At 36.2% G+C, this 17,882-nt stretch carries 21 protein-coding genes and 1 pseudogene; 16 read left to right on the forward strand and 6 right to left on the reverse strand.

Going from position 1 to position 17,882, the window contains the following annotated elements; translation table 11 throughout:
- The 3 genes and pseudogenes from PQ511_RS11720 to PQ511_RS11730 form a co-directional block, all read left to right on the forward strand.
- Positions 1 to 287: hypothetical protein (locus PQ511_RS11720; RefSeq protein WP_337957763.1), on the forward strand; the 287-nt coding region annotated here is incomplete at its 5' end.
- Positions 288 to 1,363: 1,076 nt separating this feature from the next.
- Positions 1,364 to 1,823, forward strand: a pseudogene (locus PQ511_RS11725) (GNAT family N-acetyltransferase).
- A gap of 83 nt (positions 1,824 to 1,906) precedes the next feature.
- On the forward strand, positions 1,907 to 2,656 hold the full coding sequence (locus PQ511_RS11730) for a CPBP family intramembrane glutamic endopeptidase (protein ID WP_273852098.1): 750 nt from the start codon (positions 1,907 to 1,909) through the stop codon (positions 2,654 to 2,656).
- 246 nt (positions 2,657 to 2,902) lie between these two features.
- Here PQ511_RS11730 and PQ511_RS11735 read toward each other — a convergent pair whose 3' ends face one another.
- From PQ511_RS11735 to PQ511_RS11750, 4 genes are all read right to left on the reverse strand, one after another.
- Positions 2,903 to 3,652: an ABC transporter permease gene (locus PQ511_RS11735; RefSeq protein WP_273852099.1), complete on the reverse strand. Its 750-nt coding sequence runs from the start codon at positions 3,650 to 3,652 to the stop codon at positions 2,903 to 2,905.
- Positions 3,653 to 4,414, reverse strand: coding sequence for an ABC transporter ATP-binding protein (locus PQ511_RS11740; RefSeq protein ID WP_273852101.1), 762 nt, complete (start codon positions 4,412 to 4,414; stop codon positions 3,653 to 3,655).
- A 335-nt stretch (positions 4,415 to 4,749) separates the two neighbouring features.
- Positions 4,750 to 5,088, reverse strand: a complete 339-nt coding sequence (locus PQ511_RS11745; protein WP_273852102.1) for a DUF1048 domain-containing protein — start codon at positions 5,086 to 5,088, stop codon at positions 4,750 to 4,752.
- 19 nt (positions 5,089 to 5,107) lie between these two features.
- Positions 5,108 to 5,425: a PadR family transcriptional regulator gene (locus PQ511_RS11750; protein WP_273852103.1), complete on the reverse strand. Its 318-nt coding sequence runs from the start codon at positions 5,423 to 5,425 to the stop codon at positions 5,108 to 5,110.
- 138 nt (positions 5,426 to 5,563) lie between these two features.
- On the opposite strand from PQ511_RS11750, the gene PQ511_RS23740 reads away from it, so the two are divergent.
- On the forward strand, positions 5,564 to 5,824 hold the full coding sequence (locus PQ511_RS23740) for a GNAT family N-acetyltransferase (RefSeq protein ID WP_420541700.1): 261 nt from the start codon (positions 5,564 to 5,566) through the stop codon (positions 5,822 to 5,824).
- A 512-nt stretch (positions 5,825 to 6,336) separates the two neighbouring features.
- On the opposite strand, the gene PQ511_RS11755 is transcribed toward PQ511_RS23740, so the two are convergent.
- Positions 6,337 to 6,810, reverse strand: a complete 474-nt coding sequence (locus tag PQ511_RS11755; protein ID WP_273852104.1) for a DUF3278 domain-containing protein — start codon at positions 6,808 to 6,810, stop codon at positions 6,337 to 6,339.
- A 5-nt stretch (positions 6,811 to 6,815) separates the two neighbouring features.
- Positions 6,816 to 7,007, reverse strand: a complete 192-nt coding sequence (locus PQ511_RS11760; RefSeq protein WP_160920857.1) for a helix-turn-helix transcriptional regulator — start codon at positions 7,005 to 7,007, stop codon at positions 6,816 to 6,818.
- Positions 7,008 to 7,268: 261 nt separating this feature from the next.
- Here PQ511_RS11760 and PQ511_RS11765 point away from each other — a divergent pair, with 261 nt between their 5' ends.
- From PQ511_RS11765 to PQ511_RS11820, 12 genes are all read left to right on the forward strand, one after another.
- The gene (locus PQ511_RS11765) at positions 7,269 to 7,703 is read left to right on the forward strand and encodes a YhfM domain-containing protein (RefSeq protein WP_273852105.1); all 435 of its coding nucleotides are present in this window, start codon (positions 7,269 to 7,271) and stop codon (positions 7,701 to 7,703) included.
- Positions 7,704 to 8,136: 433 nt separating this feature from the next.
- A complete protein-coding gene (locus tag PQ511_RS11770; protein ID WP_273852106.1) occupies positions 8,137 to 9,180 on the forward strand; it encodes a serine hydrolase domain-containing protein in 1,044 nt (347 codons plus the stop codon).
- Positions 9,181 to 9,562: 382 nt separating this feature from the next.
- On the forward strand, positions 9,563 to 10,000 hold the full coding sequence (locus tag PQ511_RS11775; RefSeq protein WP_273852107.1) for a MarR family winged helix-turn-helix transcriptional regulator: 438 nt from the start codon (positions 9,563 to 9,565) through the stop codon (positions 9,998 to 10,000).
- A 76-nt stretch (positions 10,001 to 10,076) separates the two neighbouring features.
- Positions 10,077 to 11,024: a ring-cleaving dioxygenase gene (locus tag PQ511_RS11780; protein WP_273852108.1), complete on the forward strand. Its 948-nt coding sequence runs from the start codon at positions 10,077 to 10,079 to the stop codon at positions 11,022 to 11,024.
- A 45-nt stretch (positions 11,025 to 11,069) separates the two neighbouring features.
- The gene (locus PQ511_RS11785; protein ID WP_273852109.1) at positions 11,070 to 12,047 is read left to right on the forward strand and encodes a ring-cleaving dioxygenase; all 978 of its coding nucleotides are present in this window, start codon (positions 11,070 to 11,072) and stop codon (positions 12,045 to 12,047) included.
- 126 nt (positions 12,048 to 12,173) lie between these two features.
- Entirely contained in the window at positions 12,174 to 12,548 is a 375-nt protein-coding gene (locus PQ511_RS11790) for a hypothetical protein (protein ID WP_273852110.1), read from the forward strand.
- 415 nt (positions 12,549 to 12,963) lie between these two features.
- Entirely contained in the window at positions 12,964 to 13,377 is a 414-nt protein-coding gene (locus PQ511_RS11795) for a hypothetical protein (RefSeq protein ID WP_273852111.1), read from the forward strand.
- 158 nt (positions 13,378 to 13,535) lie between these two features.
- The gene (locus PQ511_RS11800) at positions 13,536 to 14,045 is read left to right on the forward strand and encodes a GNAT family N-acetyltransferase (protein WP_273852112.1); all 510 of its coding nucleotides are present in this window, start codon (positions 13,536 to 13,538) and stop codon (positions 14,043 to 14,045) included.
- A 339-nt stretch (positions 14,046 to 14,384) separates the two neighbouring features.
- Positions 14,385 to 14,840: a GNAT family N-acetyltransferase gene (locus PQ511_RS11805; RefSeq protein WP_273852114.1), complete on the forward strand. Its 456-nt coding sequence runs from the start codon at positions 14,385 to 14,387 to the stop codon at positions 14,838 to 14,840.
- Positions 14,841 to 15,089: 249 nt separating this feature from the next.
- The gene (locus tag PQ511_RS11810) at positions 15,090 to 15,533 is read left to right on the forward strand and encodes a MarR family winged helix-turn-helix transcriptional regulator (protein ID WP_273852115.1); all 444 of its coding nucleotides are present in this window, start codon (positions 15,090 to 15,092) and stop codon (positions 15,531 to 15,533) included.
- 87 nt (positions 15,534 to 15,620) lie between these two features.
- The gene (locus tag PQ511_RS11815; protein WP_273852116.1) at positions 15,621 to 16,874 is read left to right on the forward strand and encodes a glycosyltransferase; all 1,254 of its coding nucleotides are present in this window, start codon (positions 15,621 to 15,623) and stop codon (positions 16,872 to 16,874) included.
- Positions 16,875 to 17,021: 147 nt separating this feature from the next.
- Positions 17,022 to 17,852, forward strand: coding sequence for an AraC family transcriptional regulator (locus PQ511_RS11820; RefSeq protein WP_273852117.1), 831 nt, complete (start codon positions 17,022 to 17,024; stop codon positions 17,850 to 17,852).
- Positions 17,853 to 17,882 lie beyond the last annotated feature (30 nt).

The following is a 17,882-nucleotide window of genomic DNA, read 5'->3' on the forward strand; positions in this document are numbered from 1 at the left end:
TCGTTTCGTTTAGCTTTTTACAAGCTCTAGTTGAAACACTTGAATGGAGTGATGAAATGACTAAAGATCAGTTCAAAGAGTTTCAAAATGGAATTCACATTGGAGAAGAGTACAATTTCCATTATGGAAATAATGAATATTGGATTAGCCAAGATGAAGAGAGATTTTACTTAACAAAAGTAAAAGGCTCAGTTACTCAAGAGTTTAGTACAGCGAAACAATTGTTCGAAGACGGTAAAGTGGATGGAAGATTTATCTCTGATATTTATGAAGATATTGAGTGGTGAATTCGACAGAAATAAGTTATATCTCATACTCAATTATCTCAGAACGTTTACTTAATAAAAAGTAAGTTCTCAATGTAGGTTTAGGAGATGATTCTGGAATGTTGGTAGGAGAATTAAGTCATCTTACTCCTTAGTTACTGTATTAGAAAGAAACTATAAATAATTCATTTAAAGAGGTGATACTTTGAAGTCAGATAAGCCTTTACCTTTATCTTTATTACTTGTTTACTTTTTTATAGTAATATCTACTTTCCTCGTATATTTCACAGTATCAAACCCTTATCTTAAGTCCTTTCTAATTATCGCTTTATTGGCATTAAGTACCGCATACAAATGGAAATATTTCCGAAAGAAAGAAAATTAGAATTGAGAGCAGCTTTTTCAATTTCAGTGGAGTTACTATTAGTGCATACAATAGATACTACGAGTCTTAAGCAATCTCGGAGCTATTTTGAATAACTGGAGAAACCCCAATTTGAATGGTGGTTCCCTTTTTCAACTCCAATATTAACAATAAGCTTTAACATAGCTGGAAAATTAAAAGTAGAAGTTTAATAAAACCTTTGCCTTTTATAAAATGAGTTGACTTAAAATAAACATAAGAAGTAATATTCCAATTCCTAAAGCTCTTACTCCATAAAGTTGACTTTCTGACAATGCAGTCCCTTTCATACTCCTCCAACTGGGGTAAAAGAAGCCGATCACAGGAGCCGCGATTAATCCTATAGTCATCAATATTACTGCTAAGAATTCCATAATAGCCACCCTTTTTTTATAATAACTAGTAACCAAATAATTCCCATATCAAACAACAAGAACCAGGTTATACTCATTGTAACAGTAGTTTTAGTTTTATCTTGATACTGAGTTTGCAATGTTTAGGGGCAACTCAAGAATATTGAACTGAGTCCATTGTTCCGTTAAATCGGAGCTTATCTGTAATAAGATAGGCTCTTTTAATTTGGAAAAAGATTGAGTTGCTCTAAAATATTTGAAATCATTGGTATTGAGAATTTAAGCAGCTAAATGGAATCACAGAATTGAATAGGAATTAGAGATACGTTTGGAGGATTAAAATGGATTACAATTTTACTGAAATCTCACAAGAGCAAGCAGAGAAAAATTTTAAACTGGCACTATGAAGGAGAATACTCTTTTTATGATTATAAGAATGATGAAGAGAATTTAGCTAAACTTATGAGTCCTCGTGGTGATATTTATTACATGGTTAAAAAAGGTAATGAAGAAATTGGCTTCTTCTGCTATGAAATTGAGGAAGAATCCTTGGAGATTGGCTTAGGTATGAAACCCGGGCTAACTGGTAGGGGGATGGGATTAGATTACTTGAATGCTGGAATAAACTTTGCAATCTCGAAATATAACCCTAAAAAAATCACGCTTTCGGTTGCAACTTTTAATAAAAGGGCGATAAAGGTCTATAAAAGAGCAGGTTTTGCAATTGTTAAGACCTTTATGCAAGACATCAATGGAAATCGTTTAGAGTTTTTAAAGATGGAATACGATTGGACAAATTAAATAATGAGGTGGGAACTATTTTTAAATAAAAACGTACATATAGGTATCGCTTATAGAGCGTTTCTAAATGAAGGGGTGGAGGAATGGGAAAGCATTTAAAGTTAGTACTGAAAATAGTAGGGTTAGAATTATTGATTATTGTCTTTTTTACTATAAATGGTGTTTATACCTCAATTACAAATCCTACTAATACATTAATGGAATACATTGGTCTATTACCAGTAGTATTGGGATTATGGTTTTACCTTATGAAAACTAAGAAGTGGGCTGACTTCTTTTCGAATAATCGTCTTATTTTGGATAAAGAGAGTATCCAACTCTGGTCGCCGCTATTAATAATATTAGCAATTTTATTAATCGGTAATGGGGGAATCAGGATTTCATCTGTTTCAGAATTAGTCATGATAGCAGGAACTCAAATACTTATTGTTGCTTTCATTGAAGAAATGGTTTTCCGAGGATTTATGATTAATATTCTGATCTCAAAAGGATTTAAGTTGGCCGTTTTAACATCAAGTTTACTGTTTGCTTTAACTCATTCCTTACAACTTCTCGGTGGACAATCGATTGAGGTAGTTATAGTGCAAATTACATATGCTTTCTTTATAGGGATGGTCCTTTCTTTGCTGATCGTGAATAACCAACCAATTATTATTACAATCACCTTTCACGGATTGAATAACTTTCTAATTATGACAAGTCGAACGGATGGTTCTTCCATTTATAATTATTTAATTATCTCTATCCTTGTTGTTCATTCATTATTTTTGTGGTCTAAAGCTCCCCATTTCAATAGATTGAAAACAGAGAAAGTAAGACAACCAGCCGTGTAGGAAATATTATCTAAGGGGAATAGATAGAGTTAAAACCGAAGTTAAATTGGGATATCTCGAATTTGAGATTTCCGCATAATTGGAGCGTTAGTTGAAAAAGCCTAATCAAAAAAACGGTCCCAAAAAATTGTGGAGGACCGTTTTGTATACTCTAATTTACTTACCGTTGTAAATTCGCATTTCCCTGACCCTATTCCAATATTTTCTTCTTAGCAACATGACAATTATGAAAATGAATAACTGCGCTTACCCTAACTGGCGTTTAAAGACTTTACCGGCTATGAAGTAAGCAATGGCCATGATGCCAATACACCAGGCAAGCGCAATCCAGATTCCGTTATCTACCGTTCCTTCATATAATAGAGAACGAATTGAGTTCACGATTGAAGTCACAGGCTGGTTCTCTGCAAAAACACGCACAACTTTTGGCATGGTTTCGGTGGGAACAAAAGCTGAACTGATAAAAGGTAGAAATATCAGAGGATACGAATAGGCTGTCGCCCCTTCCATGGAGTTTGCTGTTAATCCGGGAATGACCGCAAGCCAAGTCAGCGCTAGCGTAAATACGCCGAGTATTCCAATTACCGCTAGCCAATCGAGGACATTAGCGCTGGAACGGAAGCCTATCAGAAGTGCAACTAAAATAACCACCATGACTGTAAGGGCGTTGGAAACAAGCGAGGTCCACACGTTGGCCCACAAAATCGACGATCTCTTAATCGGCATAGTCACTAAACGTGCCATTAGTCCGTTCTTTGCATCTGTAAACAGCCGCAAGGAAGTGTACGCGACACCGGATGCGATAGAGATTAGTAATATTCCCGGCAATAAATAATTTACATAGTTGACTGTGCCTGTCTCTATAGCTCCGCCAAATACATAGACAAACAATAGCATCATCATAATTGGAGTAATCGCTACCGTAATAACTGTATCGGGGCTTCTCATGATATTCCGCATTAAACGCCCTAACAATACGCTTGTTCTATCTTGCATTTACATCCCCTCCTTTTTTCCAGTAATCGAAAGGAAAATTTCTTCTAATGTTAACTGCTTTTCGATGTATTCCACTTTTTGGGGCGCGAATACCTTTTTGAGTTCGGTAAGTGTACCGACTTTTAAAATCTTTCCTCGATGTAGAATCGCAATACGATCTGCCAATTGTTCGGCCTCTTCCAAGTACTGGGTCGTCAGCAAGATGGTTATGCCCCCGCCGGCAAGCTCCTTAATCGTATTCCAGACTTCAATCCTGGCTTCGGGATCGAGTCCCGTGGTTGGTTCGTCAAGAAAAATAATCTCAGGCGTTCCAATCAGACTCATGGCAATGTCCAGCCTACGCTTCATCCCACCTGAATACTTGTCGGCACGTCGGTTGGCCACATCACTCAAGCGGAACCTCACAAGCAAATTGTCTGCCACCTTAAAAGGATTAGATACCCCACGTAACTTGGCAATCATTATCATGTTTTCCCTTCCAGTAAGCATCCCATCTAGAGCTGCAAACTGACCTGTCAAACTTATGGTCTCGCGAACACGATCCGGTTGACGCTGAACGTCATAACCACAAACACTTGCCTTCCCTCCATCAGGTTTTATCAATGTTGAGAGAATGTTGATCACCGTTGTCTTACCTGCACCATTGGACCCTAGCAATGCGAAAATTTCGCCGGGCCTTATCTCCATATCCACGCCTCTTAAAACTTTCTGGTCTTTAAAGGACTTTTCTAAATTTTTTAAAGAAATCACTGAATTCGCCACAATTTTTCTCCTCCTTATAATAAGCACATACTAACTCGGAAGTAGAAACTTTGAATTCCACCTATTGAACAATCAATTAATGAACTGCTCGATCATTTGCAGCAAGAGAAATATACACATACTAGTAAGTGATACTAATATTCTGTATAACTTATTACCGGGCGAAAAGATAACTGAATAGATTAGGTAGCTATTCAGTCGGTAATATCCTATTGAATTTTTTTCACATCATCGCTTCATAATCCAAAGTCAGAGAGTTAAAAGTTCAGAACAAACTCGTAACGATACTTTTAGTTCGATAGGGTCATTAGAAGCCAGGGCTTCAGAATACTTAGTTAATCACGTCCAATTGTATCATTCAGTTTCGTACGATAACTATCTTTCCAGGTTTTTTCATCTGTCAGAAGATCGTCACAGAACGTGGCCACATCTTTACCTGTGAGGTCAGTAACTTTTTTCCCTTCCGCTGCACCTTGTTCAAACAGGTCAAGAATACCGTTAAAGATTCTACTGGTAGCTTTCCAGTCAGACAGACCGGCAGTGGTCCACATATATTTTTGAATCGCTTTGTAAGCATTATGATATTCACTCGGGAGTGCTTTCGCACGTGCCTCCATGAGCCTCCATTCACGCTTGTCATCCAAACTTCCTATAATTTTTTCGAAAATATTCATAGTACTACTCCTTTTCCATTTAGTATTTTAGTTTATTAATCGTACTTGAGACAAATTCCCATTTTTTCCAAAATACTTCAAGGTGCTCTTGCCCAGCTGGATTAAGAGTGTAAAATTTTCTTGGCGGTCCCATAGTGGACGGCTTTTTCTCAATATTCACCAGATTGTTTTTCTCAAGCCGCATGGTAATTGTATAAACTGTACCTTCAACTACATCAGTGAAGCCAAGCTCTCGCAGTTGTTGTGTGATTTCATAGCCATAGGTTTCTCCACGACTAATAATTTCAAGTACACAGCCCTCAAGTACTCCTTTCATCATTTCTCTGAAGTTACTCATCTTTACCTCCATGTTTATCTAGACGTGATTTAATAATCTGTATAACAGGTATTTTGTATTACTTACTACTGGTATATAGTATTACACAGTAGGGAGAATTGTGTCAATGTTAAATTTTATTCACGCCTTTCACCTTTAATTAATGAATGGTGGGGCGGCCGAGAAATGGCATATATGCTTCCAAAGGTGTTTTATCACATTAACACCAGTTGTTTTATTGCAGAAAAAAATGAGGAGATTGTAGGTTTTTTGATCTGGATTATGTCCCAAACTAAGTTAGATCAAGCATACATTCACTTTCGGGGAGTCCATCCAGGCTATCGAAAGAATGATATAGGCAAACAACTTCACGAAAAATATTGCGATTCTGCATGGAAAGAAGATCCATTGTTCTATTAAATCGGAGCTTATCTGTAATAAGATAAGCTCCTTTTAGCTGGAATTAAAGATTGAGTTATGCGGATTTTTTTGAAAAAATCCGCATTGTAAATTTTGGTCATTTAGTGAAACGATTTACTTGCCCATCCGTAGAATGGATATAATCAAAAGGAAAAATTGGTAGTTGGGGGGTATAAAAGGTGAAAGTTGAAGTTCTTATATTTGTAATAAGCATACTGTTAATGCCTTATTTTTTGTTCGAATTCTTTAATGACATTAGTAATCAAGCAGGAATTATATCACTAATCTCCTCAATTTTTATGTTGCTATTGTTAATTTTCTCTTCAAGTCTTATTGTAAGTTATTGGAAAGAGAAAAAAGAGACGATAAAGTAATTCTAAAAGAAAATGAAAAGTTATTAAGCAATCTCGGAGCGTTTGTTTAACAAGGAAACTTAATGAACAAAGCTATTTACGATTAATACAAAAAGCAAATGGAGCGCAATCTTTGAAAATAGATTGTGCTCCATCCCATTAATCATCAAGTATATCTTTGTTCTTCTTAAAAGATCTCTTAAGAGATGTGTAGCTTACGAAATACATAAAGAATGCTATAAAGAAAGCTGAACTTAACGGGATAAATATTTTAGTGATGTCTGAAGGAATGCCGTCAATTAGAACATAAGCAGTAATGAGAAGAATTAAGAAAATAAAACTTCGGTTAATAATTGCCTTTTTTTCTTTACTATATCTCTTTTCAGATGTCACTTCCGTATACTCGATGCCAGATAGTATGTACCTCAGTAGAATATAAGCAACTATAAATCCTAAAGAGAGTAATGCTAAAGTTCCGGTGTTTGAGCTTCCATAAAGAGAGTAGTTATTGAGTAATACGAATAGGAAAAGCAATGTTGCAAGAATAATAGCAGATTCAGCAATAAAATAAAGCATTCTTTTTTCCTTGTACTCATCCTTTGGTAAAAACTTAGAAAGCCACGAATTTTCCATTCTGTTTATTCCTCCCAAAATAAATCGTCAAGTGTTCTGTCCAATGCTTTTGCAATTGAAATACATAGTTTTAAAGTTGGGTTGTACTCTCCTTTTTCGATCAAACTGATTGTTTGTCGAGTAACACTAACCTTTTTTCCTAATTGAGCTTGAGTTAAAGATTTTTCAACTCTTGCTACCTTCATGCGATTTCTCATATTTTCACCATCCAAGTAATATATATATTACTTATTGTAATTTATATATTACATAATTGGGATAAGTAAATCAATAGATCGATTGGTATTTTTTATATTAATTCATCACTAATCTTCAATTAGATTGTGCCATATGTATGGAAATTTATAAGCAATTGAATAACGTTAGCATCTCTTCCTATATTTAGGAGTTTTTGCGTATTAAATTCTAAGCTTATATAGGCTTGGGGAAGGATGGAAGAATAAACGGGAGGACAAATAATGAAAAGAAACCTATTGAACAAGGTCATACTTTTAATATCTTTAAGCGCTTGTTCAACGAACGAATTAGAAAATGTTGAAAAAGTAAAAGCAAGCTATTGGATTGGAAATGAAAAACAATCGGAAGAAGTAGCGTTTAAAGAGAAAGATGAGGTAGATGTATTTGTTGGGGCTACCAACAATGCAAAAGAACTTAATGATCAAAAGGTTATTAAAACCCCTCCATTATTGACCTACGATCTTATTATTGAAGGAAGCAATAATAAAGCATTTCAATTATGGATTACTAAAGACGGAGAAGGATTCATTCAAAGTCTTTTAGCAGAAGATAGCGTAACATATCGATTGGATGAAAGTTCGGTAAAAGATGTATCAAATATTTTAAACAAACAAGATAATGTTACACTTCTACCAGACATCAAATTTGAAAAATAAATCATAAAAGGCTCATTTGCAGTAAATATGGAAAATGGAAATGTAGAAATAGTCGCCTATTCTAGAAAGAAAAGTTGATTGGCCTTATAGTCCTTCAATATACATTGAAAAAGGAAGATATGTGCTGTTACATATTCAGCATGTGTGTGATGGTCAACATTGAAAGGTTTGTAAGATTTGATTCCTAAAACTTGACACTACGATATACAGTAGTGAACGCTGCTATACTGGTTCATCGTACTTAGCCAAAAACGATGTGCATTGGCTAGCAATGGTATCCCCATTGACATATTGCCACAGGGTTATTACTTCCAGCCATAAAGTTCCCTTTTAATTAAGTGGCTGAAAGTATTGAAGTGACAGGGCAGTTTTACAATAGGAGATCTTGTTGTTTGTATTATAATTTCATTATAAAGTAACCAGGAGGAGAATAATGAAATTAGAAAACATCAATATGAATATTGAAGAACGGATGAAACATTATCATGTAAACGGTTTAAGTATTACATTGTTCAAAGAAGGTCAAATCATCGGTACAGAAAACCATGGTTTCCTTGAAGTTAATAGTAATAGAGAGGTAGATAATGATTCCATTTTTAGTGCTTGTTCCATTAGTAAATTCTTAACTGGAATGATAGCAATAAAGCTATTGGAAGAGGGTCAACTAAATTTAGATGAAAATGTCAATGAAAGACTTGTTACTTGGAAAGTTCTTGAAAATGAATATACAAAAAATAAAAAGATTACTCTAAGAAACTTGCTAAGTCATCAGTCTGGAATCAAGGATCCTGAAGGTAGTTTTGAAGAACTAAATTCAGATATTGGTTTTCCTTCGATGGTTGAATTGTTAGAGGGAAAATCCCATTATTGTAGAGTTCCTATCAAAGTTCAATTCGAACCAGAGAGTGAATTCCATTATTCAGATGCAGGCTATTGTATTATTCAGCAACTAATAGAAGATGTAACGGGAAAGCAGTTTAAACAAGTGGTACATGAGTTCATTTTTGAACCACTGGGAATGAAAAATAGCCAATTAGATACATCGATGTCCGAAGTGGATAGAGGTAACATTTCTTGCGGTCATAACAAAAACGGAGAATTAGTAGATGGAAAACATCTTATATATCCTTATCCAGCAGCTTCTGGACTATGGACAACTTCTTTGGATTTAGCTGAGTTAGTTCTTGAGTTGATAAATACAGTAAAAGGAGAAAGTAAGCTTGGTATTTCGGAAAGTTTAGCAAAAGAAATGATAACCCCGCAAAGAGGTAAAAGCTGGACTGGATTAGGTGTTTTTCTTGAAGGCTCCGAAAAAGAACTAGAAATAACATCACTCGGTTGGGGAGTAGGTTTTCAATGTATGCTGGTGGCAAATCCACATTTAGAAAAAGGTGCCGTTATTATGACGAATGCAGAGTTAGGCTTTCATCAATTGGAAGGGATTATTGGAGAGATATATAAATCTCTTCAACTTTAATTAATCTGGATTTTGTTAAGTCATTAATTACGCTAGTTTAGGATGAACAACCTCACTGTGAAATACAAAAGGAAATTAACAACTTACATACATTCATATGGCTTGACTTAGCTTGCTAGGTCTAGAAGTTCGCGATAGGCAGGGTTGTTTTCTCCCTGTCTTTTTTGTTTAGTGTATATTCTATCGTCAATTTTTAGAAGGTCGATGTCATCACAAACTGAAATGATTGTCTATCGTTAAAGAGGTAACTTATATGAAAAGGGAGGAAAAAGAGTAGTTTAGAATGAAATTTAGTGATGAAAAATACTTTGAATTCGAGATTTTTTAATTGCCTTTATATCACTTTACGTGTAAAGTGATGATAGGAAGGGACATGATTTTCTTGAGAAAAAATACACTTGGTTCACTGATTTGGTTGCGTATTGCTCGTTTTACACATCAAAGTAATTTACTTTCGAATGAGTTCCTAAAACAGTATGGTATAACGGTTGCACAGTTTGATGTATTAAATCAGGTTTCGTTCTATCAGCCAATCACGCAAAGTCAGCTGGCTGTAAAAGTAACCGTTTCAGAAGGTGGAATTTCACGTATGCTCACTCGACTTGAGCAAGAAGGCTATATACAGCGAAAGCAGGACTGGAAAACGAAATGGATTGCCCTTACTTCAAAGGGAGAAGATAAAATACATGAAGTTTTTGAACACCAACTTACTTTCCAAACGTCCATTGTCAATGAGTGTTTGACAGAGGAAGAGCAGAAGAAACTATATAAGCTCATGACGAAGTTACAAAAGCATACTGAAAATAGAATGGATAGTTAAGAGTCGTATTACTAATCCCTGTAACGGTTTTTTTTAACCATCACTTGAGTAGTAAACCGAAAAGGAGGAATGTTTCATGCATACCATACTAGGGCATCATCACATCTCGATGATTACAAAAAATGCAAGTCAAAATAATCACTTTTATCGGCATGTACTTGGTTTGCGGCGTGTCAAAATGACAGTAAACCAAGATGATCCATCAATGTACCACTTATTTTATGGAGATAAAACAGGTAGCCCGGGTACAGAATTATCATTTTTTGAAATCCCATTAGTAGGCAATACTTATCGCGGTACAAATGCGATAACGAGAATCGGATTACTAGTCCCTACAGAGGAAAGTCTTTTATTCTGGAAAGCACGTTTTGAGGAACATAATGTACGACATGGAGAGATCACGACTTATGCAACTCATAAAGCTTTGAAATTTGAAGATATGGAAGGTTTACAGCTGGTATTGCTAGTTTCTAATGGAGTAAAAGCAGGGCATTGGGAAGCATGGGATAAATCCGAGATTCCAGTGGAACACCAAATTCAAGGAATGGGTTCTGTGGAAATGAAGGTACGAAGATTTGATGAACTTAGGGATACACTGATAGAAATGTTCGGCTATGCAGAGATAAGTCGAACGGATCATGAAGCTATTTTTCAATCTATCAAAGGAGAGGTTTTTGGTGAAATCATTGTAAGGCAAGTAGACGGTCCAACAGAAAGGCCAGGTCGTGGAAGTATTCATCATTTGGCTATTCGTGTAAAAAACGAAGAGGAGCTTAGCTTTTGGGAAAGGCAAGTACGAGCGCGTGGCTTCCAATCTTCTGGCATAGTGGATCGCTTTTACTTTAAGAGCTTATATTTCCGTGAATCAAACGGAATTTTATTTGAAATTGCAACAGATGGTCCGGGTTTTACAGTTGACGGAGAGATCGAACATTTAGGAGACAATCTTGATTTACCACCATTCTTAGAAAAACGTCGTAAAGAAATTGAAGAAAAGCTGAACCCCATTGTGGAGCATGAATAAACCAACAGCATTACTAAAAAATTGAATGTCTTGGAGGAAAATAATATGAATCATCTTAAAGGTATGCACCATGTAACAGCTATCACAAGTAGCGCAGAAAAAAACTATGAATTTTTCACTTATGTATTAGGGATGCGTTTAGTTAAAAAAACAGTTAATCAAGACGATATTCAAACTTATCATTTATTTTTTGCCGATGATAAAGGTAGTGCAGGCACTGACATGACGTTCTTTGACTTCCCAGGTATCCCGAAAGGTACACACGGCACAAATGAAATATATAAAACGTCTTTCCGTGTCCCAACTGATGCAGCATTAGAATATTGGGTGAAACGTTTTGATAAATATGATGTAAAGCATGAAGGTATTACAAAACTATTCGACAAAAAGGTATTATCCTTCGTCGACTTTGACGACCAGCAATACATGCTTATTTCAGATGAGTACAATGAAGGAGTAGCTTCAGGAGTACCCTGGCAAAAAGGGCCAGTGCCACTTGAATTCGCGATTACAGGTCTTGGTCCCATACATGTTCGAATTGCGCAGTTCGATTATTTTAAAGAAGTATTAGAAAAAGTGATGCTGTTCCGTGAAATTGCAAAAGACAAGACCATTCACTTATTTGAAGTAGGTGAAGGTGGTAACGGTGCACAAGTGATCGTGGAGCATTGTACTGATTTGCCACAGGGACAACAGGGATATGGTACGGTCCACCATGCAGCGTTCCGAGTAGAAGATACAGCTGTATTACATGAATGGATTGAACGCATGAACAGTTTTGGTCTTCCTACATCAGGTTATGTAGATCGGTTCTTTTTTGAATCCTTATATTCTCGTGTTGCAAATGGTATATTATTCGAACTTGCAACAGATGGTCCAGGTTTCATGGGAGACGAATCTTATGAAACACTTGGAGAAAAATTATCCTTGCCTCCATTTTTAGAGCCTAAACGTGCAGAGATAGAAAAATCGGTTCGCCAAATTGATACCGTGCGAAGCACGAAGACATTCATTAAGGAATAAAGAATATGGTGAAATTTATCTAAAATGATTACGAATTTAGAAAATATGCCAGCAAAAAACAATACATTATTCTTGCAGCTCAGGTATTTGGATGATATTTGATATTTCATAGTCTCGGAGCTTTAAATGAGTAACGGAAAGAGCCATATTCTCTATTATATGAACAGAGAATTCGGCTCTTTTTATATTGTTGATTTCGCATTCACACCTTATCGAAAGGGAGCTTCCTTTTTTGTATCACGATTAAAAGATTGCGTATCGATCTTAAAGGTGAATGCATTTATATCATGTGCTTTAGGTAATGTTCTTAAATCTGGATGCACAAGCCAGACCATTGAAATGAAAAATACACCGATTCCAGTAAGAGCAAAAATCGTTGAACTGCTCACTGTTGTAGCTAAATATCCACCTTACAAGGAACCGATTGGCATAGCTACCACGCTTATGCTGTACATGACAGTGTTGACTCTACCTAAAATTTGGTTTGGTATGACCGCCTGATCAATCCCCGCAAATAATACATTGACCGCACCGATAGGTATCCAAGCAAGTCCAAATAGAACGGTAGAAATGATTGGACTCCCTATGAGAGCAGATAATGTCCATGATCCAGCACCTTATGCGAAACAGACAATGGAGATAACGCCGACACGAAACTTTCCTAATACCGATCCCAAGAGAGCACCGATTAACGTACCAGCCAAAACAGCAGTTAATAAAAAAACTCTACATTTCTACACCACCAATATTGTTAGCAAAAGAGGGTAATATTGCCATCGTTATGCCAATTGCAAAGTTCGCCACAACCGAACCAAGAATCTCTGAGCGATTCTCTTATTAGAGAATCATCTCTTTTTAAATGTATAAAAGTAGGGTTAAATTAGAATAAGGAATGCAACCATTAAATAAAGGGAGGATGAACAAACATATTAAAAAAATTAGTATTATACTAAGTGCTGTCATTCTAATCGTCATATTGGCAAATATACCAAATATATTGGCTCATGCTAAATTATATTCATTCGAAAATAACAAGAAAGTTGAAACTGAGACAAAAGTTGTAACATTTAATGAAATATTCGATATTTTGACTCAACAAAGAGAATTGGAAGGGGAGTTAAAAAACTCAACAAAATATTCTTTGATCGGCGATGAGGTAAGAAAAGGTATTGATGAGGCCTCGGGTTACGAAAGGTATTTAGCGGAGAACAAGCAAATCAAGTCTATAAAAATTAGAATTCCTATAACTACATACAAAGACAATGAGAAAACAATTGAATTTATATCAGGTAAAGGTAAAATGTTAGAAATATTCAAGAACCGTAAATGAAAAAATTTAGTTGAAAAGTATAATCTTAACATCATTTTAAGATAAGACTTTTGACTTCGATAGTTTGCAATCTTGCTTCTCCAACAATCTCGGAGCTTTTGACTAACAAGAATAAAGTAAATATAGCACCATTCTAATGAGATTTATGGGAGGATTAAATGGACATTACAATTGAAAAATTAAGAGTTGAAGATGCAGAAGCAGTACTTTACTTTGAAAAAGAAAATAGGGCTTATTTCGAAGAGATGGTACCAAGTCGAGGTGATGATTACTATAACTATGATAACTTCATCACACGTCACCAACAATTATTAAACGAACAGAGTCAAGGATTATCTAATTTTTACTTGATAAGAAGAACGAATGGTGAAATCTTAGGGAGAATTAACTTTGTAGACATAGACATCTCCCAAAACTCAGGTCACATAGGATATAGAGTGGGTGAAAAACATGTGGGGCATGGGATCGCCTACAGAGCTCTACAAACCTTAATGGTTAATTTGAATAGGGAAGGGTTCACAAGGATTTTTGCTAAAACAACAAATAATAACATTGCTTCGCAAAAAGTCCTGGAGAAGAATGGCTTTAAGAAATTAGAAGCAAGTGCCGACGAATTTGTAATGAACGGAGAAAAATTAAGATTTGTAAATTACATATGGGTTATTTAACGACAGTTGAGATTCGTTAAACTATCTCAGTACTTAGTCTTCAAGTATCTCGGAGCTTATCTGTAATGAGAATAGCCTTTGGATAACTTCGGGAAAGGATGATTAAATGTATTTAGCAATAACTTTAATATCTCTAATTCTTTTGATCCTTCTGGTGATTCTGTACCGCAAGCAGTTATTTTCTGATGAAAATAATGCTAAGCTTCTCATAGTGATTTTTGTATTTCTCCCTTTGGTGGTTATTGGAATAGTGGTAGCAGCATTTATATGACTACTATAACTTCAATATATCTTAAAATCATGTAGACAGTTACTGTTCTTACAAAAGGAGTGGATTGAATGGATATTAGAATCGATGATTTAAGCGGATCTGACGTGGCTGAATTAATGAGTGAGCACCTTCAGAGTATGAGACTACATTCTCCACCGGAAAGTAAACATGCTCTTGACCTTGAGGCATTGCGAAAACCTGAAATTACATTCTGGACTGCTAGGGAAGCAAATGATTTAGTTGGTTGTGTGGCACTTCTGGAACTTGACAGCCAGCACGGAGAGATTAAGTCAATGAAAACTGCTTCCTCTCATCTAAGGAAAGGAGTAGCAAAACAACTTCTTCAATTCATGATCAAGGAAGCCAGAGAACGTGGTTACCGACGTTTGAGCTTGGAAACGGGTTCAATGGATGTTTTTAAACCGGCTAGGAGTTTATATGTAAGCTTCGGGTTTCAATATTGTAAGCCGTTTTCAGACTACAATGAGGACCCGAACAGTGTATTTATGACAAAGGAATTATAAGGTCTTTTTACTTTGAAGTCACTGGAACAACATTATTTGAAATAATTGGTATTGGAAATCAATAAAAGTTTTAACAACATAATTCTTAGACAGTCAATAAACATGCAACTCGATTTCACATATAAGTAAGAAGGTCTTTAGAATGAAGTTACGGGTGAAGAAACTTGAAAGAATTATTGACTTTTTTTTATTAAAGAAATATAGGTAGTTTGACGAACTAAATAAAAAGAGAGTTGAGGTGGTCGTATCGTGGAAGAAAAAGTTCTAAGAGAATTTATCCTTACCCTAGATACTTCCTTTAAGAAGTTAGTAAAAGAGACGATAGAAACTTCAGGTGTCACTAATTTAAGTGTAAACCAGATTCAGTATATCGAAGCGATAGGTAGACTTGGGAGACCAACTGTAACCGAGATTGCGGAAGAGCTAAATATAACGAAGGCTTCTGCGACCGCAGGAATTAATAAATTAGTATCTTTGGGATATGCTTTCAAAAACCAATCAACCGAAGATAAAAGGATCTATCATGTGGCGCTAACTGAAGCGAGTCAGACTTTCATGCGGCTTCATCAACAGGCTTTGGGGGAGTATGTTGCCTTCATGAATCAGCTGCTTACGCCAAATGAGACTAAGCAGTTCGAACAGACATTGAAGAAACTTATTAATGGGTTCTATGAGAAACAACATTCACAATAAAGCCTTCCAAACAAAGGGTGAGACACTGCCCTTTTTTAAAAGAAAGTAAGTTAGCCTAACTAATTTAACGGGAGATGAAATGTTGAAATGAGAATATCAATCTTAACGACGGGTACTAGAGGCGATACTCAACCTTACATTGCACTAGGTAAGGATTTAAAGAAATTGGGTCATCAAGTAAAGATAGTGGGATTTGTTAATTATGAAGAGTTAGTGACCAGACATGGATTGGATTTTCATCCGCTAAAAGAGGATATAGCTAAGATATCAAAAGAGATGGCTAAGCGTTCGATTGAGTCTAACACACCCATTAAATTCTTTACGAGCTTTCAAAAAATGAAACCTTATATAAAAGATAAGCAGTTAGGCGTGCAGCGAGATCTATTCGAGGGATGCGAAGGAGCGGATGCCATTATTTATCATCCTGGCGCAGCGATTGGGCAATTTGTCGGTGAATATTATGGTGTCCCAACAATTCTTGCTTCTCCTTTTCCGATGGTACCTACAAAAGATTATCCTGCGCTTATCTTCTATAAGTATAGATGGGGAAAGATAGCTAACCTTCTCACACATCACATATTTGAAAAAGGATTTTGGCTTACGGTTAAATCGCCAATCGCGTCATTCTGGAAGGACCGATTCGGAAAGCTTCCCGAGCGCTTTATGAACCCATATGGCAGAAAAATATCGAAGAATCATACATCTGTGATGTCATTGAGCCCTTATGTGTTTCCGACATCACCAAACGGCACGAAAGCATTCGGTTCCTGGTTTCTTAATGAAGATTTGAGCGAATGGGCCCCTCCCGAAGGTCTGGAAAATTTTATTGAAAGAGGAGAGGCGCCAATCTATGTGGGATTAGGAAGTGTTTATGATGAAGACGCAGACGAAACGATAAAAATAGTGATTCAAGCACTTCGGAAATCTGGGAAAAGGGGGATTATTGGAATGGGTTGGAATCAATTCTCTAACAAAGAAGCGTATGAAGATATGTATTTCATTGAAAGTGTCCCACATACGTGGCTTTTTCCTAAAATGGCCGGGGTTATTCACCATGGCGGGGCAGGTACAACAGCCGTCACTTTTCAATCAGGGGTGCCGAGTGTTGTCATACCTCATGGAAACGATCAATTCGCCTGGGGCAAACGAACAGAGGAGTTGGGAGTTGGAACTGCTCCTATACCTAGGGAGAAAGTAACCGTGGAAAAGTTAGCGAGTGCTGTCTCTCAGATGCTTCAACCCGCCATGATCGAAAATGCTCGTAGGTTAGGAAAACAATTGCAAAATGAGAACGGAGCGCGAGATACAGCCCAATATCTTCATCGATTTCTTAAAGGATAGGTTATAGGTTTTTATAAATGTATTATCGATTAAATGGAATGAATACAAGACTCGTTAACACTATTTGGAAGTCAATATATTACAAGGCTAGTTGCCTGTTCATGTGATAAACTAGCAATCAGTTATTGCAAGGATGGGTGAAAGTTCATGAGGCAAGAAGAGAGAACGGTGCATTTTGATGTTACGTTACAAATAGAAGCTTATCGTTTCGTAGGAATTATGCAGAAATTCCCGAATCACTTTCATGAGTATTATGTCATCGGTTTTATTGAAAGTGGACAAAGACGGTTATCTTGTAAGAACAAAGAATATGAGATCGGAACTGGTGACCTGATATTCTTTAATCCTTATGATAATCATGCTTGTGAATCTATTAATAACGAAACGTTGGATTATCGTTGTTTAAATATTAAGCCTGAGGTTATGCGGAAAGTGACCAAAGAGATAACAGGACAGGATTACCTTCCTTCCTTTGTTTCACCTGTGTCCTACCGCAGTGAACATGCTAACTTGCTGCATAACCTTCACCAGATGGTGATGGATGAAATATCGGATTTAGAAAAAGAAGAAACGTTTTATTTCCTTATTCAACAGCTCATTGAAGAATATGCTGTAGCAAAAGAAGACACGCAGATCGTGACAAAACATGAAATTGAAAAGGTCTGTCGCTTTTTAGAGACTCATTATGCAGAGGATATCGGGTTAGAAGATTTAGCGACAGTAGCAAATATGAACAAATACTCATTATTACGATCATTTACTCGCTATTTAGGGATAACGCCTTATCGGTATTTACAAACGGTCCGTATCAATGAAGCAAAAGATAGATTAGAACAGGGAATGAAACCTCTTGATGTGGCAATGGAAACGGGATTTATTGATCAAAGTCATTTTAGTCATATTTTCAAAGAATTTATTGGCTTAACGCCTGGGCAATATCGAGATATTTTTATTCATAAATCAACCTCATCGAGTTAGAAGGAATTTTTAAAAGAAGGGATACATGAA

This window comes from Guptibacillus spartinae (genome assembly GCF_028610625.1).
GTDB classification, from domain to species: Bacteria; Bacillota; Bacilli; order Bacillales; family Guptibacillaceae; genus Guptibacillus; species Guptibacillus spartinae.